General features: G+C 35.1%; 18 protein-coding genes. 7 read left to right on the forward strand and 11 right to left on the reverse strand.

Annotated elements, in window-relative coordinates; translation table 11 throughout:
• Positions 1-726: DUF72 domain-containing protein (locus Q0992_RS03125; protein ID WP_299520280.1), on the reverse strand; the 726-nt coding region annotated here is incomplete at its 3' end.
• Positions 727-849: 123 nt separating this feature from the next.
• On the opposite strand from Q0992_RS03125, the gene Q0992_RS03130 reads away from it, so the two are divergent.
• From Q0992_RS03130 to Q0992_RS03150, 5 genes are all read left to right on the forward strand, one after another.
• Positions 850-1605: an outer membrane lipoprotein-sorting protein gene (locus Q0992_RS03130; protein ID WP_299520284.1), complete on the forward strand. Its 756-nt coding sequence runs from the start codon at positions 850-852 to the stop codon at positions 1603-1605.
• A 355-nt stretch (positions 1606-1960) separates the two neighbouring features.
• The gene (locus tag Q0992_RS03135; RefSeq protein ID WP_299520287.1) at positions 1961-4981 is read left to right on the forward strand and encodes a hypothetical protein; all 3021 of its coding nucleotides are present in this window, start codon (positions 1961-1963) and stop codon (positions 4979-4981) included.
• Positions 4982-5127: 146 nt separating this feature from the next.
• Complete coding sequence (locus Q0992_RS03140; RefSeq protein WP_299520290.1) at positions 5128-5544, forward strand: glyoxalase; 417 nt, start codon at positions 5128-5130, stop codon at positions 5542-5544.
• 78 nt (positions 5545-5622) lie between these two features.
• Positions 5623-6189 carry a TetR/AcrR family transcriptional regulator gene (locus Q0992_RS03145; protein ID WP_299520293.1) on the forward strand — a complete coding sequence of 189 codons (567 nt, stop codon included), beginning with the start codon at positions 5623-5625 and terminating at the stop codon, positions 6187-6189.
• Between the two features lie 50 nt (positions 6190-6239).
• Positions 6240-6989, forward strand: a complete 750-nt coding sequence (locus Q0992_RS03150) for an SDR family NAD(P)-dependent oxidoreductase (protein WP_299520296.1) — start codon at positions 6240-6242, stop codon at positions 6987-6989.
• Between the two features lie 53 nt (positions 6990-7042).
• On the opposite strand, the gene Q0992_RS03155 is transcribed toward Q0992_RS03150, so the two are convergent.
• Positions 7043-7720 (reverse strand): DUF2461 domain-containing protein, encoded by a 678-nt coding sequence (locus tag Q0992_RS03155; RefSeq protein WP_299520298.1) that lies wholly within the window; start codon positions 7718-7720, stop codon positions 7043-7045.
• Positions 7721-7884: 164 nt separating this feature from the next.
• On the opposite strand from Q0992_RS03155, the gene Q0992_RS03160 reads away from it, so the two are divergent.
• Together Q0992_RS03160 and Q0992_RS03165 are read left to right on the forward strand one after the other, a co-directional pair.
• Positions 7885-8106 (forward strand): hypothetical protein, encoded by a 222-nt coding sequence (locus Q0992_RS03160; RefSeq protein ID WP_296351685.1) that lies wholly within the window; start codon positions 7885-7887, stop codon positions 8104-8106.
• 166 nt (positions 8107-8272) lie between these two features.
• Positions 8273-8707, forward strand: a complete 435-nt coding sequence (locus tag Q0992_RS03165) for a hypothetical protein (protein WP_299520302.1) — start codon at positions 8273-8275, stop codon at positions 8705-8707.
• Positions 8708-8760: 53 nt separating this feature from the next.
• Here Q0992_RS03165 and Q0992_RS03170 read toward each other — a convergent pair whose 3' ends face one another.
• From Q0992_RS03170 to hisD, 9 genes are all read right to left on the reverse strand, one after another.
• A complete protein-coding gene (locus Q0992_RS03170; RefSeq protein ID WP_299520305.1) occupies positions 8761-9546 on the reverse strand; it encodes a tRNA pseudouridine(38-40) synthase TruA in 786 nt (261 codons plus the stop codon).
• Between the two features lie 3 nt (positions 9547-9549).
• Positions 9550-10146 (reverse strand): bifunctional phosphoribosyl-AMP cyclohydrolase/phosphoribosyl-ATP diphosphatase HisIE, encoded by a 597-nt coding sequence (hisIE, locus tag Q0992_RS03175; protein WP_299520307.1) that lies wholly within the window; start codon positions 10144-10146, stop codon positions 9550-9552.
• A 121-nt stretch (positions 10147-10267) separates the two neighbouring features.
• Complete coding sequence (gene hisF, locus Q0992_RS03180; protein ID WP_299520309.1) at positions 10268-11023, reverse strand: imidazole glycerol phosphate synthase subunit HisF; 756 nt, start codon at positions 11021-11023, stop codon at positions 10268-10270.
• A 79-nt stretch (positions 11024-11102) separates the two neighbouring features.
• Positions 11103-11873 carry a 1-(5-phosphoribosyl)-5-[(5-phosphoribosylamino)methylideneamino]imidazole-4-carboxamide isomerase gene (gene hisA, locus Q0992_RS03185; RefSeq protein WP_299520410.1) on the reverse strand — a complete coding sequence of 257 codons (771 nt, stop codon included), beginning with the start codon at positions 11871-11873 and terminating at the stop codon, positions 11103-11105.
• 31 nt (positions 11874-11904) lie between these two features.
• Positions 11905-12381, reverse strand: coding sequence for a hypothetical protein (locus Q0992_RS03190; protein ID WP_299520311.1), 477 nt, complete (start codon positions 12379-12381; stop codon positions 11905-11907).
• A 2-nt stretch (positions 12382-12383) separates the two neighbouring features.
• Positions 12384-12965 carry an imidazole glycerol phosphate synthase subunit HisH gene (gene hisH / locus Q0992_RS03195; protein ID WP_299520313.1) on the reverse strand — a complete coding sequence of 194 codons (582 nt, stop codon included), beginning with the start codon at positions 12963-12965 and terminating at the stop codon, positions 12384-12386.
• 131 nt (positions 12966-13096) lie between these two features.
• Positions 13097-14233 (reverse strand): bifunctional histidinol-phosphatase/imidazoleglycerol-phosphate dehydratase HisB, encoded by a 1137-nt coding sequence (gene hisB, locus Q0992_RS03200; RefSeq protein WP_299520315.1) that lies wholly within the window; start codon positions 14231-14233, stop codon positions 13097-13099.
• 106 nt (positions 14234-14339) lie between these two features.
• Entirely contained in the window at positions 14340-15374 is a 1035-nt protein-coding gene (hisC, locus tag Q0992_RS03205; RefSeq protein WP_299520317.1) for a histidinol-phosphate transaminase, read from the reverse strand.
• Entirely contained in the window at positions 15371-16657 is a 1287-nt protein-coding gene (hisD, locus tag Q0992_RS03210; protein WP_299520319.1) for a histidinol dehydrogenase, read from the reverse strand. The genes hisC and hisD overlap by 4 nt, the downstream gene beginning before the upstream one ends.
• Between the last annotated feature and the right edge of the window lie 48 nt (positions 16658-16705).

The raw sequence follows: 16705 nt of genomic DNA on the forward strand, positions 1-16705 counted from the left end.
TTTTAATCGCGCTACCCAATCATCCAAACGAGTGTAATCACTTTCGTGATTAGCCCCTACATAGCGCACAAAAGCTCTCGAATTAGTGAGTCGCATATGCATAATGTCGCGTCGCCCGGCACTATCCACAATAATGTTAGCGATATTATTGTTTTCTAAAAGTTGATATAAATCTTCTGCAACTGCTTTATCATTATACCAATCCGTGTGCCTAAGTTCAACCGCCAATGGGATTTCCTTGGGCCAGCCCTCAATAAAATTGGTCACACGATTAAAGTCCTTTGGAGCAAAATTATTGTGCATCTGTAAGAACAAACATCCGAGTTTTTCCTTAAGATTAACAACACTATAAAGATAATTATCAACGATAGGAGCAACATCATCATTCAATCGTTTCCAATGACTGATCTCTTGGTTCAATTTTGGAAAGAACTTAAAGTCAGCAGGTGTTTTGTCATACCATTTTACAAATTGTTCAGGTGGAAAAATTCTATAAAATGTCGCATTGAGTTCAATAGAATTAAACTGACGTGAATAGTATTCCAATTCGTCCTTGGTACCTCTTGGATAAAACCCTTTAAGATCGGCCCTATTCCATTTAGCGCAGCCCACGAATATATTTGTTATATCAGAAGGGTTCTTACGCAATGCTTTTATTGTATCAGGATGGTCTGGTGGTAAGGTAAAATCAATATTTTCTGGGTTGTCAACACTTCCAAATTTCATAATCAACTGTTATTTTTTCAAAATTACAGTTTCATTTGCTAAACTTGAATATAAAAAATAAAGAATTCTTGTAACAAATCATTAACTTACTAGTCCAATTGATATCAAAACACTAAAATCATTATGAAAACTTCACAAAAACTAATTGTTGCCCTTATTTTTTGTTTTACCATTAACCTCACGCAAGCACAGACCGCTGAAGAGATTGTTACCAATTATATAGAAAATATTGGAGGTCAAGACGCTTGGAGTTCAGTCGAAAACATGAAAGTTACTGGTACTGCAAATCAGCAAGGGGTGGACTATCCATTTGTAGCAACTTACATGAAAGATGGTCGCTATGTCGTTGATGTAGATTTACAAGGGAATTCATTCATTGTAGAAGCTTTTGATGGTGAAAACTCATGGCGCATGAACTTTCAAACTCAAAAAGCTGAAGCTGCTGATAGCGAAACGTCATCAAATACTAAAAATGGATGTAAAGATCAAATAGTCAGTCCTTTCTTTAATTATGCTGATAAAGGCTATAAAATAGAGTTTTTAGGTAAAGATACCTGGGAAGGTTCTGAAGTCTATAAGGTGAAGATTACCATGACTCCAGATTTAGTAGATGGAAAGGAAGAGGAAAATACGGAACTATATTATTTCGACATAGATAACTATGTGCCTATTGCCTCTGAATCAAAAGTTACTTCAGGACAAGCCAAAGGGGCCACTGCTCAGACCTTATATAGTGATTACCAAGAAGTGGATGGGAAATATATTTCATATACACAAACCAATAAGTTTAATGGTAATGTAGCTTTAGTGATGAATGTTCAATCCGTAGAATTTAATGCTGAAGTTGATGAAAGCATTTTCAAAATGCCTGAAGATTAATTTGGCTTAAATCAAAAATATAAAAGATTAATAAAGCCATTCATGCTCACTACGTATAGATAGATTTGAAGGTGGTGGTTTTAAATTCTGTAGAGAAAAGAAACGTTTCTAGGGGAATCCTGCAATTAGTGGAACGATGTATTGCAGATTCCTTGCAAATAGAATAGCAGGTGAAACCTGTCTTTAAACATGGATACAATGAGACAACTTATGAGACATTGTCTAATAATCTTTATAGCGATTGCATGGTTTATGGTGAACTATAAATATCGATTTTAATTTAAAATTAGACCTCATGATATTTGTTCATGAGGTTTTTTTCATCTAATCAACTAATATCAAAAAACAGTAAAAAATGAAAAAGCTATTTAACGCCTTAGTGTTGTTCTGGTGTGTTATACCAGTAATGTCAGCACAAGATAATACGATTAAAGCCGAAAGTTATTTTGGGGATTTAAGAGCGAGACATATAGGTCCTGCTCTAATGAGTGGTCGTATTAATGATATGGAAGCCCATCCTACAAATCCTAGGATAATTTACGCAGGTACTGCTGGTGGTGGTGTTTGGAAATCAAACGACGCTGGGACGACCTTTAACCCTATTTTTGATGAGTACTGTCAATCCATTGGAGCAGTTGAAATAGATCCTAATGACCCAGACAATACTATATATGTTGGTACAGGTGAAACCTGGCCAAGAAATAGCGTCTCAATTGGTGATGGTTTATATAAATCTACTGATGGCGGAACGACTTGGAACAAAATGGGGTTTGAGAAATCTGAGCGTATCGCCAACATTATTGTCAACCCTAAAAACTCTAAAGAGATTTACGTAGGTGTTTTAGGGGCACTTTGGTCAGATTCTGAAGAACGTGGCGTATATAAAACCACTGATGGTGGCGAGACTTGGAATAAGATACTTTATGTAGATGCCATGACTGGTTGTGCCGATATGACCATGGACCCTACTAACCCTAATATACTTTACGTATCGATGTGGGAATTTAGACGTACAGGATGGTCTTTTAATTCGGGCGGTGATAAAAGCGCTCTGTATAAGTCTACAGATGGTGGTACTACATGGAATAAAATACATAATGGTTTTCCAGATGGGAAATTAGGACGATTGGCTATAGCCATTGCGTCTTCAGATTCTAATATTCTGTATACGGTTATTGAGGCTGAAGAAGATAGTAAAAAAGGGCTATACAGAAGTGATGATGCTGGAGGCTCATGGAAGCAACTTAATAATGATTTTGGTATTACTGTACGCCCATTCTACTTTTCAAGAATTACTGTAGACCCTAGAAATCCTGATGTTGTAGTCAAAGGAGGTTTGTCTGGTTCTATCTCCCGTGATGGAGGTAAAACCTTTAAAAGCCTTGGGAATATGCATAGTGATATTCACGATGTAATTTTCGACATTAATAATTCTGATATCATGTATTCGGGTACAGATGGTGGAGTTTACAGAAGTTGGAATGGTGGTACTACTTTTGAAATTGTTGAAAACCTTCCCCTATCCCAGTTTTATTATATTAGTGTAGATGATGCAGAACCATATAATGTATATGGTGGTCTACAAGATAATGGGTCTTGGTATGGGCCGTCACAAGCAGGTGGTGGCGTAAAAGCTAAGGATTGGAATTCTATTGGTGGCGGTGATGGATTTAGAGTTTTAAAACATCCTACTAAGAATATCATTTATTCGGAAATGCAAGGTGCTGAAAACGTTTGGCGTTATGATGCTGATAAGAAACTTGTAAAAACCGTTCAACCATTACCTAGTGAAGATTATCCAAAACTCCGTTTTAATTGGAATGCTCCCATGGCCGTGAGTAAGCATCAGCCAGACCGTTTTTATATGGGAAGTCAATTCCTTCATAGGTCTGAGGACATGGGTAATACTTGGAAGGTTATTTCCCCTGATTTAACCACAAATGATCCTGCAAAACAAAATCAGGAAGATTCTGGCGGATTATCTATGGATAATTCGGGCGCTGAAAACCACACTACTATTTTTACAATAACTGAGTCACCTTTAGATGAAAACATCATTTGGGTAGGTACAGATGATGGTAATGTTCAAGTAACTACTGATGCTGGGAAGACCTGGGCCAATACAACACCTAATATCGAAGGTTTACCTGCTAATACTTGGGTATACCATATCGAAGCTAGTGTTCATGGTAAAGGAACTGCATATGCCGTTTTTGATGGTCATACAAAAGGCGACATGAAGCCATACGCCTACAAGACAACCGATTATGGTAAAACCTGGACTAATATTATTACTGATGATGTTGAAATTTTCGCAAGAAACATTCAGGAAGACTACGAAAATGAAAATTTATTATACCTAGGCACTGAGTTTGGCCTTTACATTACATTAGATGGTGGAAAAAGCTGGAGTAAATTCAAAAATAATATGCCTTCTGTGGCCATTCACTTTATAGACCTCCAGGCGCAAACCAATGATCTTGTCCTTGGAACACATGGTCGTGGAGTTATTATAATAGACGACATTTCTCCGCTTCGTGAAATCAATGCGGATGTCTTAAAGAAAAAACTACATTTCTTTGAAAGCGAGCCCTTCTCTATGAATGATAAAAGTGGTGCTTTTGGAAACGGATTTGGTGCAGAAACCCAATTTGTAGGTTCCAACGGGCCCTCGGGTGCATTGATAAAATATTTACTTCCTAAGCGTCACACCTTTGGTAAAATGACTATGGAAATTCAAGATATGGATGGTAATAAAATTGTGTCCTTGACACCAGGGAAAGCAAAAGGTATAAATATTGTTAATTGGAACTACACCATAAAAAACCCTAAAGTAGCAAAAGGAAAAACCTTTAGCTTTGGTGGGTTTACCTCACCAAGAGTGCCAGCCGGACAGTACAAAGCAGTTATAAAAAAGGGGAAAGATACGTTTGAACATGTGTTCGTAGTTCAAAATGATAAAGGTACTGGTTTGAGTGAGACCGATATTGCCTTGAAACATAAAACCACTATGAAAATGTATGATATGACGCAGGAGTTAGCGTATATGGTTTATGAATTAGATGCACTTTATGAAGTGACAAAAGATAAAAAGAAGAAGGTTGCGACTGCATTGGATAACCTTAAGAAAACATTGGTGATTACCACTGGTGATAATTATGTTGGTTCAGCAGAACCACAACTACGAGAGAAAATGGCAGACCTCTATTCAAAAATTGCAGGAAGTTATGATAAGCCATCAAATGCCGAATTGGAAACTCTTAAGGTTATAAGTAAACGATTTGAAAAAGCTAAAGCTGATTTTGCAAAATTGAAGAAGAAAGCTAAAGCTGATAATCTTGAGCTAAAGACCTTTGAAGAATTTATCAGTAAATAAGCATTTTCACAACAAGTTAAATATAAGCCAGCTTATAAAAGCTGGCTTTTTTGTTAATAACACCGTTAACAACATAATTTGGGGCTTAGCTTATACTTTAGGTTAATGATTACATTTAATTCCAAATTAATCCTAAATACTTAACCATGGCAACCCGTTCTGAGCATCTACTGGCTATTAGACCTATTATTACTTCTGCAAAAATTTATGATTCCATGAGTTCTGATGAATTGTTTCAGAACAAAACCCTTCGCCCTATCATAAAAATGCAACATGATTTATTAATTGCAGTTTTTAAAAACTACATCAAAAAACACAAGAATGTTTTTTATGAATTGAGTTTGTCTAAGCAATTGGCATATATAGATAATGCTATTCATAAAGATATGAAGTTTAGAAACTCAGTTAAAGGGATGATTATTGGCCAATTCACAATGGAAGAATATACAACGTATATTCAGAATTCATCAGCATTAAACAAGCGTATGATGAATATTGTAAAAGAACGCTTAATTGATAGTATTCAAGTGTTTACGAATCAAAATATTTTAGCAGCTATTTGATTGAAAAATTATTTTATGAAAATTTTAAGATTTTGAATAGAATTTTATTCTAATTTTGAAACGTTCATTTCAAATAAAATGCCAAGAGTAGAAATCTTTAATCGTGATGAAGTTCTTGAAAAGGTGGTGCAGCTTTTTCATAGTAAGGGCTATAATGCCACATCAATGCAGGATTTAGTCGATGCAACTGGATTAAATAGATCTAGCATTTACAATTCTTTTGGTAGTAAGATGGAACTTTATCAAGAAAGTTTACGAGTATATAAAAAACAAGCTAGTAAATATGTACAAAAGATTCTGGTTCACAATTCTGAACCCATAGAAACCATACGTAAAATTTTTGCAACATCACCAGAGGATAAAACTAACGGATGTTTTTTAGGAAATTGTACCGCTGAAATGGCCAATCAGGATCGCGAAATCAAAAATTTTCTACAAAACAATTTAAATGCGATGCAAGATCTTTTTGAAGAACTGGTATCAAAAGGACAGTCAACTGGGTCGATTAACAGCAACAAAAGTGCAAAAGCCTATGCTGCATACTTATTTACTGCTTTACAAGGATTACGTATCACTGGGATTTTATTGACTGAACAACAAGAATATGAAAGTATTGTGAATACAATACTCTCTGTATTAGATTAATATTTTTTTAACCAAATTTGGAACGAACGTTTCAAATAAAACAAAAACAAATGAGTAAATTAGAAAACAAAGTCGCTGTTATTACAGGAGCAAACAGCGGCATCGGATTAGCAACGGCTAAGCTATACCTTAAAGAAGGTGCTAAAGTAGTTTTATCAGGTCGTAGAAAAGAAGCTTTAGATGAAGTGGCTAAAGATTTAGATGGGGATTTTATCACTGTAGTAGCAGATGTATCTAAAGACGAAGACAATAAGAATCTTATTGAACAAGCTACAAATCATTATGGAAAGATAGATGTCCTATTCCTCAATGCCGGAATAGCACCTCCTACTCCAACGACTGATGTTACTGCAGAGCACTACAATGAAGTTTTTGACATCAATGTAAAAGGACCAATTTTGGCAACAAAAGAAGCATTACCTCATATTAATGATGGTGGCACTATTTTATTTACCAATTCTGTTGTACATCAAAAAGGTTTTGATGGTTTAGGGGTTTATTCTGCTAGTAAAGGTGCCTTACGAGCCTATGCAAGAGTATTGACTTCTGAATTGAAATCTAGAGGTATTAGAGTTAACTCTATAGCACCAGGTCCGATTGATACACCAATCTACGGTAAAATGGGTTTACCTCAAGAAGTTGTGGAGGAAATGGGTAAAGGTTTTGCCGCATCAGTACCTTTAGGGAGATTCGGCACATCGGAAGAAATTGCCAATGCGGCTTTATTCTTAGCTTCGGATGATGCTTCTTATATTAACGGTATAGAATTAGAGGTAGATGGTGGATTAAGTCAAATTTAATTTTCTACTATATCAAGATAAAAAAGCCGGACTATATGTTCGGTTTTTTAATTTTAAAGTAATGACTCACCATTAAGATTTGTTGTTAGGACATCGCTCATATAATCAAAATAAGGCCGTATGTTCTTAAAGGCATCATTGACATTATCAAGAAAATCATCTGCTAAAACTTCATCATCACTATATTTTTTAATAAAGATGTATTGTTTCTTGCGAATTAAATCTATAGCAGGATGTTCTTTATCAAAGCCTTTAGGAGCGGTCTTTAACTCATCACCTACAAAGTCGCCCCAAGTATCCTTAAAGGTTTTATCATTTAGTATGGCTCTCATTTCGCTATCATCCATTTCAAACTCTTTTCTTATGCGAAATAAATCTTCCTTATTGGGCTCCCAAAAACCGGTAGCAATAAACGATTCATTGTTAGGTTGAATATGCAAATAATACCCACCTCTTAACTCAGGCTTTTTCCTTGCATATGATCCGCCAAAATGTGTTTTGTAAGGCAGTTTGTTTTTTGAAAAGCGGACATCTCTGTAGATTCTAAAAATCTTTATTTTTTCAATTTGGTCATGAGCATCCATAAGCTCTCCTAAGTAATTATATGCACTTTTAACTTTAGTTTCTATAGCTTTAAACTCGGGTTTATGTTCATTAAACCAATCTCTATTATTATTTTTTGCTAGCTTTTTAAAAAAAGTAAGGGTTTCTTTTGGGATGGTATAACTCATGAGTAAATTATTTAATATAAATGTATTAAAATCATTTGCTTTTTTTGTTAAAATATGTTAATCCTAGGATTGTTAAAAATTCTGTTTAGAATAGTTACAAATAAACTTGTGTTTTGACGGAATTTTCAGTATAATGCGATACTTTTAAAACACACACTAATTTTATGGGTAGACCAGCAACAAGACCAACAAAGCTTAAAGATGGTTTCTATATTGAAATCAGAAACAAAGGTTCAAAATCAGGTGTTAAACTTTATAGTGGCACTAAACTACAGATGCATCGCGCTATTAAGATGTACGAGCGTTCTAAAGAAGTTCTAATCTTAGGTGAATCTGTTAATGGAAAGTTTGTTGATAAAGAACCTAAGCTACACGTTGTAGAATAACTATAGTACATAGTATATAAAAAGGGTGAAAATTTAGATTTTCACCCTTTTTTATTTGTCATGAACATTTCAAAAATTAACACTCTATAAAATTTTTTATAAATTGTTGTTATAAATCAACGGTTTATCGTTGTTAAAAACTAACTGAAATTAAATCAATTTTATTATGACAACACCAATTAACAAACCACCAATTTGGTTCTGGATTGTGAGTTTTATTGCACTTATCTGGAATAGTATGGGTATTCACGGCTACTTAAGCCAAGCTTACAAAACAAGCGCATATACAGATGCCTATACTACAGAACAAATCGACGTTATGAATAGCTTACCGGGTTGGTATACTGCTTTGTTCGCCATTGCTGTTTTTTCTGGAGTATTAGGAAGTTTGCTATTGCTGCTCAGAAAAAAGTTTGCAAAATTCCTTTTAATTTTGTCCTTTTTGGCTGCGACTATTCAAATGGTCTATTTTTTATTTGTTGCTGATTTAAAAGGTGTGGATTTTAGTGATAACAAAATAATGGCTTACATCATAATTGTATTTGCAGCATTTTTAGTTTGGTTTTCTAGGAAAGCTCACTCCAAAGGCTGGATCAGTTAAAAGCAAGTCAACCAATCATGAGAAAGGAATTAGTCAACTGCTAGTTCCTTTTTTTATTCAAAATCAAGGCGATGTAAAATTAAACCTGAAGCTGGAGCAATATAATCCATCACTTCTTTGTTGTCCGCCTTAAGGCTCCCTTCAATGTAGCCTAATGTTACCTCTCCTCTACCAAGTTTAATTAAACAACCAAACATTAAGCGTATTTGATTTCGCATAAAGCCTTTACCTTTAATCTTAAAAACATAGGATTGCTGAGGAAAGAAATTGGCTTGGTAGATTGTATTTTCAACTATTTCGCATGATTCAATCGTTCTCACATATTCACCATTGTCTGTAGCTCTATAACAATACGCCTTAAAATTATGAGTGCCTTCAAACAATTTTGCCCCTTGCTTCATAAGCCCGACATCTAAAGGCACAAGAATGGTAGCAAGGATAGATGCACAAAACGGATGATTCTTTTGCCCTTCAGAAAAGACATAGTGATATTCCTTTAACTTTGAATCCTGAATGACATTGAAGTCTTTGCTGACTTCCTTTATGGATAATGCTCTAATATCTTGTGGTAGGTTATAATTGAATAAATCTAAAAACTCATTAAAGTTGTCTATTGGTTCATTATAAACGAATAACTCAAAAGCGGCTTCATTAGCTGAAACCATAGCGTCTGTCCGACCTGCTCCTAAAGTTTTGAATTTTACGTCGCCTAGGATATACTTTAACGTTCTGTCAATCATTAAGTGAATCGTTTTTACATCGGGTTGCTTCTGCCAACCATGAAAACGATACCCTAAATATTGAATTTTTATGAGATAATAAAAGCGTTTTTCAAACATAAATTAATGGCGATTTTCTAAAACGTCAACAATATCTATAAGTTTGTAGCCTTTAGCTTGTAAAAGCATTAAATAATGAAATAATAAATCAGCACTTTCATTTAAAAATAGCTCATCGTTGTTATCCTTAGCCTCTATAACAACTTCGACCGCTTCTTCTCCTACTTTTTGAGCTAGTTTATTGATACCTTTAGCAAATAGCGAAGCAATATAAGACTTATCAGTATCTGCATTTTCAATTCTTGATGTTATGATATCTTCCAATTTGGTTAAAAAGCCAAAAGATTGGGTATTTTCTTCGTGCCAACAGGTATCTGTTCCTGTATGACAAGTTGGCCCATGAGGGTTAACATGTATCAGCAATGTATCTTTATCGCAATCATTTTTGATGCTGACCAATTCTAAATAGTTACCACTTGTTTCACCCTTTGTCCATAAGCGTTGTTTAGATCGGCTAAAAAATGTGACCTTTTGCGTTTCTAAAGTTTTTTGATACGCTTCTTCATTCATGTAACCAAGCATCAATACATTTTTAGTAGTTGCATCTTGGATAACGGCTGGCACTAAGCCATCGTTGTTTTTGTTGAAATCTATCTTCATTTCAAACTTTTTTGTCATTCCGCACTTGATGCGGAATCTTGTTAATCTATCTTTATAAATGAGATTCCTGCCTTACACCACCGCTAGAGCTATTGGCGGCACACGGTCGCAGGAATGACAACTAAATTCTAACAGGAATCCTCTGTTGTTTCAATTCTTGTTTTAAATCCATAATGGGTATTTCCCCAAAATGAAATACACTAGCCGCTAAGGCTGCATCTGCTTTTCCGTCCTTGAAAGTATCCACAAAGTGTTGTACAGTTCCCGCTCCACCTGATGCTATAATTGGTATATTTACCAATTCTGACAACCTTGCTAAAGCTTCATTGGCAAAACCTGATTTGGTACCATCATGATTCATAGAGGTGAATAATATTTCTCCCGCTCCACGTTCTTCAACTTCTCTTGCCCAATCAAATAGCTTCACATCTGTAGGAATGGTTCCTCCTGCTAAATGCACATACCATTCCCCTTCTATTTGCTTGGCATCTATGGCCACGACAATGCATTGACTTCCAAACTTATAGACTAACTCATTAATCAATTGTGGTCGTTTAACAGCTGATGAGTTAATTGAGACTTTATCAGCACCGCAATGCAATAAATCATCCACATCTTCTACAGTAGAAATGCCACCGCCAACCGTAAATGGGATATTGACCTGTTCTGCCACTTTCAAGACCATATCATGCATGGTACGCCTTTTTTCTTGTGTGGCACTAATATCGAGAAATACCAATTCGTCTGCGCCTAAATCCGCATATTGCTTGGCTAAAGCTACAGGATCGCCAGCGTCTCGTAAATCCACGAAGTTGACGCCTTTGACTGTACGACCGTCTTTAATATCCAAACAAGGTATAATTCGTTTTGTTAGCATGATTCGTAGTTTTCATTGCGAACAACGTGAAGCAATCTCAATTTTTTAATAGATTGCCGCGCTGTGCTTGCAATGACGGTTAATTATTCAATATAAAGTTCTCTATTTGTTTTAAACTTATCTTATTCTCATAAATAGCCTTACCAATGATAACACCTTCACATCCTAGGTCCTTTAATTGTGGTAATTCATCATACTTTGAAATACCACCTGAGGCTATCAACTTTATTCCCTTTATAGAATGAGATTTCTCGTCACTTCGTTCTGTCGAAATGACATTGCATTCTTTTAATATTTTCTGGTATAAACCAAAAGAAGGGCCTTGCAACATACCATCTTTTGAAATATCCGTACAAATCACATATTCAACACCCTTGCTTTGATATTGCTTTATAAAAGGAATCACTTCTAAATCACTTTCTTCTTGCCAACCAGAAATGGCTATTTTTTCATTATTACAATCGGCTCCAAGGATAATTTTATCAGAGCCATACTTTTCGAGCCAGTTTTCAAAAACTTCTGGCTGTTTTACTGCAATGCTACCGCCAGTAATTTGATGCGCTCCACACTCAAAAGCGATTCTTAAATCGTCATCAGACTTAAGTCCTCCTCCAAAATCTATTTTTAAGTTGGTTTTAGTTGCAATAGCCTCTAACACCTCATAATTGACGATGTGACTTGCTTTGGCTCCATCCAAATCAACGACATGCAAATATTGAATACCTGCATCTTCAAAAGCTGTAGCCACTTCAACAGGATTTTCGTTATAAACTTTCTTTGTGTCATAATCACCTTTGGTCAAACGTACACACTGTCCATTAATAATGTCTATTGCTGGTATAATCCTCATATTCATTTCCTGCGAAAGCAGGAATCTCTTTTTAGTTGTTAATATCTTCATTTAAGTCATTGACAAAATATTCCTTCCAAAAAAGTAAAACTTTCTGGATTTCGTCTAAAAAAGGTTTTATGGTACCATCCTCCATAACAATCTCTAAACTTGAAACATAGAAATCATTTCTATTAAAATCTTTTGGATCAAAATCACCTTCACGTAAATTCGCGTTTCTGATAGTCGCCTTTGGTCTATCTAAACTTTTGTGTTTTGAGGAGTTAGCTATATCATGCATTATTTTGAGTGACTCACATCTTGGATATAATGTTTCCCTAAAATCAGTTAAAGTCATTTCTTCTACTACATCTATATAATCAGATTTTACCCATTCAATGAGATGCCAAGAATTATTCGCCAAATTATTAGCCTTATATTCTGATACACTATCTCTTTCAAAATCTTCAAATTCGTTTAAAAGATCTTTTAATTTTTGAACGGAATTATTAGTAAATGATTTGGACATATCTATAATTCTAAAAAATTCTGTAGCAATTTCTCACCAACCTTACTACTTTTCTCTGGGTGAAACTGTACTCCAAAAAAATTATCGTTTTCTAAGGCTGAGGCATATTCAACTTCATAATCTGTGGTTGCTATGGCCTCTTCACAATTTACGGCGTAATAACTATGTACCAAATACATATAATCGCCTTCTTTGATATCTTTAAATAAATCTGATTTTAAATTACTTACAGTATTCCAACCCATTTGTGGTACTTTTACCGTATTAGAAAATCGTTTAACCTGAGTATCAAAAACACCTAGACCTTCTGTATTACCCTCCTCTGTATAATGACACATTAATTGCATTCCCAAGCAGATGCCCAAAACCGGCTGTTTTAACTCTGGAATGATTTTATCCAAGCCACTTTCTTTAAGCTTCTTCATCGCAGAACTGGCTTCTCCTACACCAGGAAAAATTACCTTATCTGCTTTGATTATTTCATTAGCATCATTGGTTAACACCGCATGATAACCTAAGCGTTGAAAGGCAAATTGAATACTTTTAATATTTCCTGCTCCGTAGTTTACTATTTTTAGATTCATTCTCTAATTTATAATCAGCATCTTTAAAGTCCCGTCAAGTGAACAATTTATTTAAATCTGAAAGTCATTTCGAACATATGTGAGAAATCTTTATGGCATTTAGCTTCGCTCAGTCGGAATGACATTAACAATCATAACATACCTTTTGTTGATGGTAAAATCATTTTCTCTATATCTCGCTTTACAGCCATTTTAATGGCTTTAGCAAACGCTTTAAAAACCGCTTCTATTTTATGGTGCTCATTAGTACCTTCAACTTTTATATTAAGATTACATTTTGCACCATCTGTAAATGACTTAAAAAAGTGATAAAACATTTCCGTTGGCATTTTGCCTATCATTTCGCGTTTAAATTCAGCATTCCAAACCAACCAGTTTCTACCTCCAAAGTCTATGGCGACTTGTGCTAAGCAGTCATCCATTGGCAGACAGAATCCGTAGCGCTCTATACCTAATTTATCGCCTAAAGTTTTGGCAAATACTTCGCCTAAAGCGATAGCCGTATCTTCAATAGTATGGTGCTCATCAACTTCTAAATCGCCATTCACCTTGATATTTAAATCCATCTGTCCATGACGCGCTATTTGGTCTAGCATATGGTCGAAAAATGCGATTCCTGTATCAATATCACTTTGTCCAGTACCATCCAAATTAAGGTCTATCTTAATCTTGGTTTCATTGGTGTTGCGTTCTATAAACCCAACACGTTCGCTAGCTTTTAGAAAGTGATAAATGGCTTCCCAATCATTAGTTTCTAGGGCAATAAAAGACTGTAATTCATCATTACTGATGGTAACTTCATCAGTTCCGAGATTGGTGTTATCATTTATGAAGATACCTTTAGCACCCAAATTTTTGGCCAATTCAATATCTGTAAGACGATCTCCAATAACATATGAATTCTTTAAATCGTAATCTTCGGAAAAATATTTTGTGAGTAAGCCAGTATTCGGTTTACGAGTTGGTGCTTTGTCCTTGGCAAAGGTTCGATCAATGAATTGCTCTTCAAATACAACTCCTTCTTGTTCAAATGTTTTGATAATAAAGTTATGTACTGGCCAAAATGTGTTTTCGGGATACACTTCTGTACCCAAGCCATCTTGATTGGTAACCATGACGATTTCAAAATTTAATTCTTGGGCAATTTTGCTCAAATATTGAAATACTTTTGGGTAGAACTCTAACTTTTCGAATGCATCTATTTGCTCATCAGCTGGTTCTCTGATGAGTGTACCGTCTCTATCTATAAATAATACAGGTTTTTTCATCATTTAACATTTACGTCAGTTCGAGTGATTTTCGATAGAAAATAGTATCGAGAACTCATTACTTCTCGATACAAATTTTGCGAGCAAAATTCACTCGATGTGACGGTTATAACTCATTTAATACTTTTATTAACTTTTCATTCTCAATATTAGTCCCAACCGTAAAACGCAGACAGTTCTCACATAATGGTTGTGTCGTTCTGTTTCTCACCACAATACCCTTGGCAATTAATTCTGAATAGCGCTTGTTGGCATCATCTACTTTCGCCAAAATGAAATTTGCATCTGAAGCATACAAACTTTCAACGAAAGAAATAGTTTCTAAGGCGTTTTGCAATAAACGTCTTTGCTCTAGGATAACCGACACCTCCTTCTCTACTTCATTAATTCTAGACAATCGCTCTAAAGCTTTTTCTTGTGTTAATTGATTGACATTATAAGGTGGCTTGATTTTATTCAATACAGAAATAATAAATTCCGAAGCATAACAAATGCCAAGTCTAATACCTGCCAAACCATAGGCCTTAGAAAGAGTTTGTGTGACAATTAAATTGGGAAATTCATCCAAGCGACTTACCCAGCTTTGTTGCTCAGAGAAATCAATATAAGCTTCATCTATTACAACGACTCCCTTAAACCCTCGTATTAATGTTTCAACCTTTTGTTTATTAAAACTATTTGCGGTAGGATTATTAGGAGAACAGAGAAATAGAAGCTTTGAATTGTCATTTTGCGTCTCTAGTATTTTCCCAACTTTAGGTTCAAAACCCTCATCTAAATACACTTGCTTTATTTCAGTATCGTTTAAATCAGCCAAAACCGAATACATACCATACGTTGGTGGCAACGTAATGACATTATCCCTTTTTGGTTCACAAAAGGCTCTAAAAATTAAGTCTAAAACTTCATCACTACCATTACCTAAAAGGATTTGTGATATTGAAACACCTTTTATTTCTGCCAATCGTTCTTTCACCTTTGACTGTTGTGGGTCTGGATAACGGTTCACATTGGTTTGAAATGGATTTTCATTGGCGTCAATGAAGATCATATCAGCAGAAGCATCCTTGTACTCATCCCTTGCCGATGAATAGGCTTTAATCGTTTTGATATTATCGCGCAACAAATTTTCTACATTCATAATTCCAAATCTTTTAGTCTTAATGAGACCGCATTTTTATGAGCTTGCAACCCTGCTGCTTCAGCCATTAATTCTATAGCAGGACCAATGTTCTTAATTCCTTTTTGGGATATTTTTTGAAAGGTCATACTCTTTTGAAAACTATCTAGGTTGACACCAGAATAGGCTTTAGAATATCCATTTGTTGGTAAGGTGTGATTGGTTCCTGAGGCATAGTCACCAGCACTTTCTGGTGTATAATCACCAATAAAAACAGAGCCAGCGTTAACTATATTTTCAACAAAATAATCGTTATCTATTGTATTGACAATAAAATGTTCTGGACCATATTCATCGATTAAGTCCAAAGCTACCTCAAAATTATCCACCAAAATAATCTTAGAATTCTCAATAGCATCTGAAGCTATCGTTTTTCTAGGAAGCGCTTCTAACTGTGTTTTTACTTGTTCACTAACCCTAAACGCAAAGTCTTTAGATGTAGTGACTAATATCACCTGACTGTCAGAACCATGCTCTGCTTGACTTAATAAATCAGAGGCAACATAAGCAGGATTGGCATAGTTATCAGCCATAACCAATAACTCACTTGGTCCAGCAGGCATATCGATAGCAACTCCATATTTAGTAGCAATTTGCTTTGCGACAGTTACATATTGATTACCTGGACCAAAAATCTTATAGACTTGTGGGATGCTATCAGTACCAAATGTTAACCCAGCAATCGCTTGTATACCACCAACTTTTAAAACTTTTGTAACTCCGCATAATTGAGCAGCATACAATATTTCGTTAGCAATTTTACCATGCTTATTTGGTGGCGAACATAACACAATCTCCTTACATTCAGCAATTTTTGCAGGTACAGCTAACATTAAAACTGTGGAAAATAAAGGTGCCGTTCCGCCAGGAATATAAAGCCCTACCTTTTGAATTGGACGTTTTTCTTGCCAGCACTCTACACCATCCATTGTACTTAATAGTACTCTTTTTGTTTTCTGAGCTTCGTGAAATTGCTCAATATTAGATTTTGCTAATTGTATCGCTTCTTTGAGTTCCTTTGAAACGTTTTTAACGGCATATTCAAATTCTTCATCTAATACTAATATTGATTCAAGCGTAACCTTATCAAAATTGGAAGTGTAGGCTTTTATAGCTTCATCACCTCGATTTCCGACATCCGAAAAAACCTGATTAACAATCGCTTCAATATCATCTACGGTTTTGGTAGGACGCTTTAGCAATTCAGTCCAATCTTTACTATTTGGATATTCTATCAACTTCATATTATAACTTCTAAAAAATTAGATACTGAAACAACACTTCAACAAGCT

The organism is Winogradskyella sp. (assembly GCF_028289625.1).
Taxonomy (GTDB): domain Bacteria; phylum Bacteroidota; class Bacteroidia; order Flavobacteriales; family Flavobacteriaceae; genus Winogradskyella.

Excerpts from the sequence above, each read along its gene's own strand:
- hisH (WP_299520313.1), bottom strand. The coding sequence starts at position 12,965 with ATGAATCTAAAAATAGTAAACTACGGAGCAGGAAATATTAAAAGTATT.
- Q0992_RS03140 (WP_299520290.1), top strand. The coding sequence starts at position 5,128 with ATGGCAACCCGTTCTGAGCATCTACTGGCTATTAGACCTATTATTACT.
- Q0992_RS03145 (WP_299520293.1), top strand. The coding sequence starts at position 5,623 with ATGCCAAGAGTAGAAATCTTTAATCGTGATGAAGTTCTTGAAAAGGTG.
- Q0992_RS03165 (WP_299520302.1), top strand. The coding sequence starts at position 8,273 with ATGACAACACCAATTAACAAACCACCAATTTGGTTCTGGATTGTGAGT.
- hisD (WP_299520319.1), bottom strand. The coding sequence starts at position 16,657 with ATGAAGTTGATAGAATATCCAAATAGTAAAGATTGGACTGAATTGCTA.
- Q0992_RS03135 (WP_299520287.1), top strand. The coding sequence starts at position 1,961 with ATGAAAAAGCTATTTAACGCCTTAGTGTTGTTCTGGTGTGTTATACCA.
- hisIE (WP_299520307.1), bottom strand. The coding sequence starts at position 10,146 with ATGAAGATAGATTTCAACAAAAACAACGATGGCTTAGTGCCAGCCGTT.
- Q0992_RS03130 (WP_299520284.1), top strand. The coding sequence starts at position 850 with ATGAAAACTTCACAAAAACTAATTGTTGCCCTTATTTTTTGTTTTACC.
- hisF (WP_299520309.1), bottom strand. The coding sequence starts at position 11,023 with ATGCTAACAAAACGAATTATACCTTGTTTGGATATTAAAGACGGTCGT.
- Q0992_RS03190 (WP_299520311.1), bottom strand. The coding sequence starts at position 12,381 with ATGTCCAAATCATTTACTAATAATTCCGTTCAAAAATTAAAAGATCTT.
- Q0992_RS03160 (WP_296351685.1), top strand. The coding sequence starts at position 7,885 with ATGGGTAGACCAGCAACAAGACCAACAAAGCTTAAAGATGGTTTCTAT.
- hisC (WP_299520317.1), bottom strand. The coding sequence starts at position 15,374 with ATGAATGTAGAAAATTTGTTGCGCGATAATATCAAAACGATTAAAGCC.
- Q0992_RS03170 (WP_299520305.1), bottom strand. The coding sequence starts at position 9,546 with ATGTTTGAAAAACGCTTTTATTATCTCATAAAAATTCAATATTTAGGG.
- Q0992_RS03155 (WP_299520298.1), bottom strand. The coding sequence starts at position 7,720 with ATGAGTTATACCATCCCAAAAGAAACCCTTACTTTTTTTAAAAAGCTA.
- hisB (WP_299520315.1), bottom strand. The coding sequence starts at position 14,233 with ATGAAAAAACCTGTATTATTTATAGATAGAGACGGTACACTCATCAGA.
- hisA (WP_299520410.1), bottom strand. The coding sequence starts at position 11,873 with ATGAGGATTATACCAGCAATAGACATTATTAATGGACAGTGTGTACGT.
- Q0992_RS03150 (WP_299520296.1), top strand. The coding sequence starts at position 6,240 with ATGAGTAAATTAGAAAACAAAGTCGCTGTTATTACAGGAGCAAACAGC.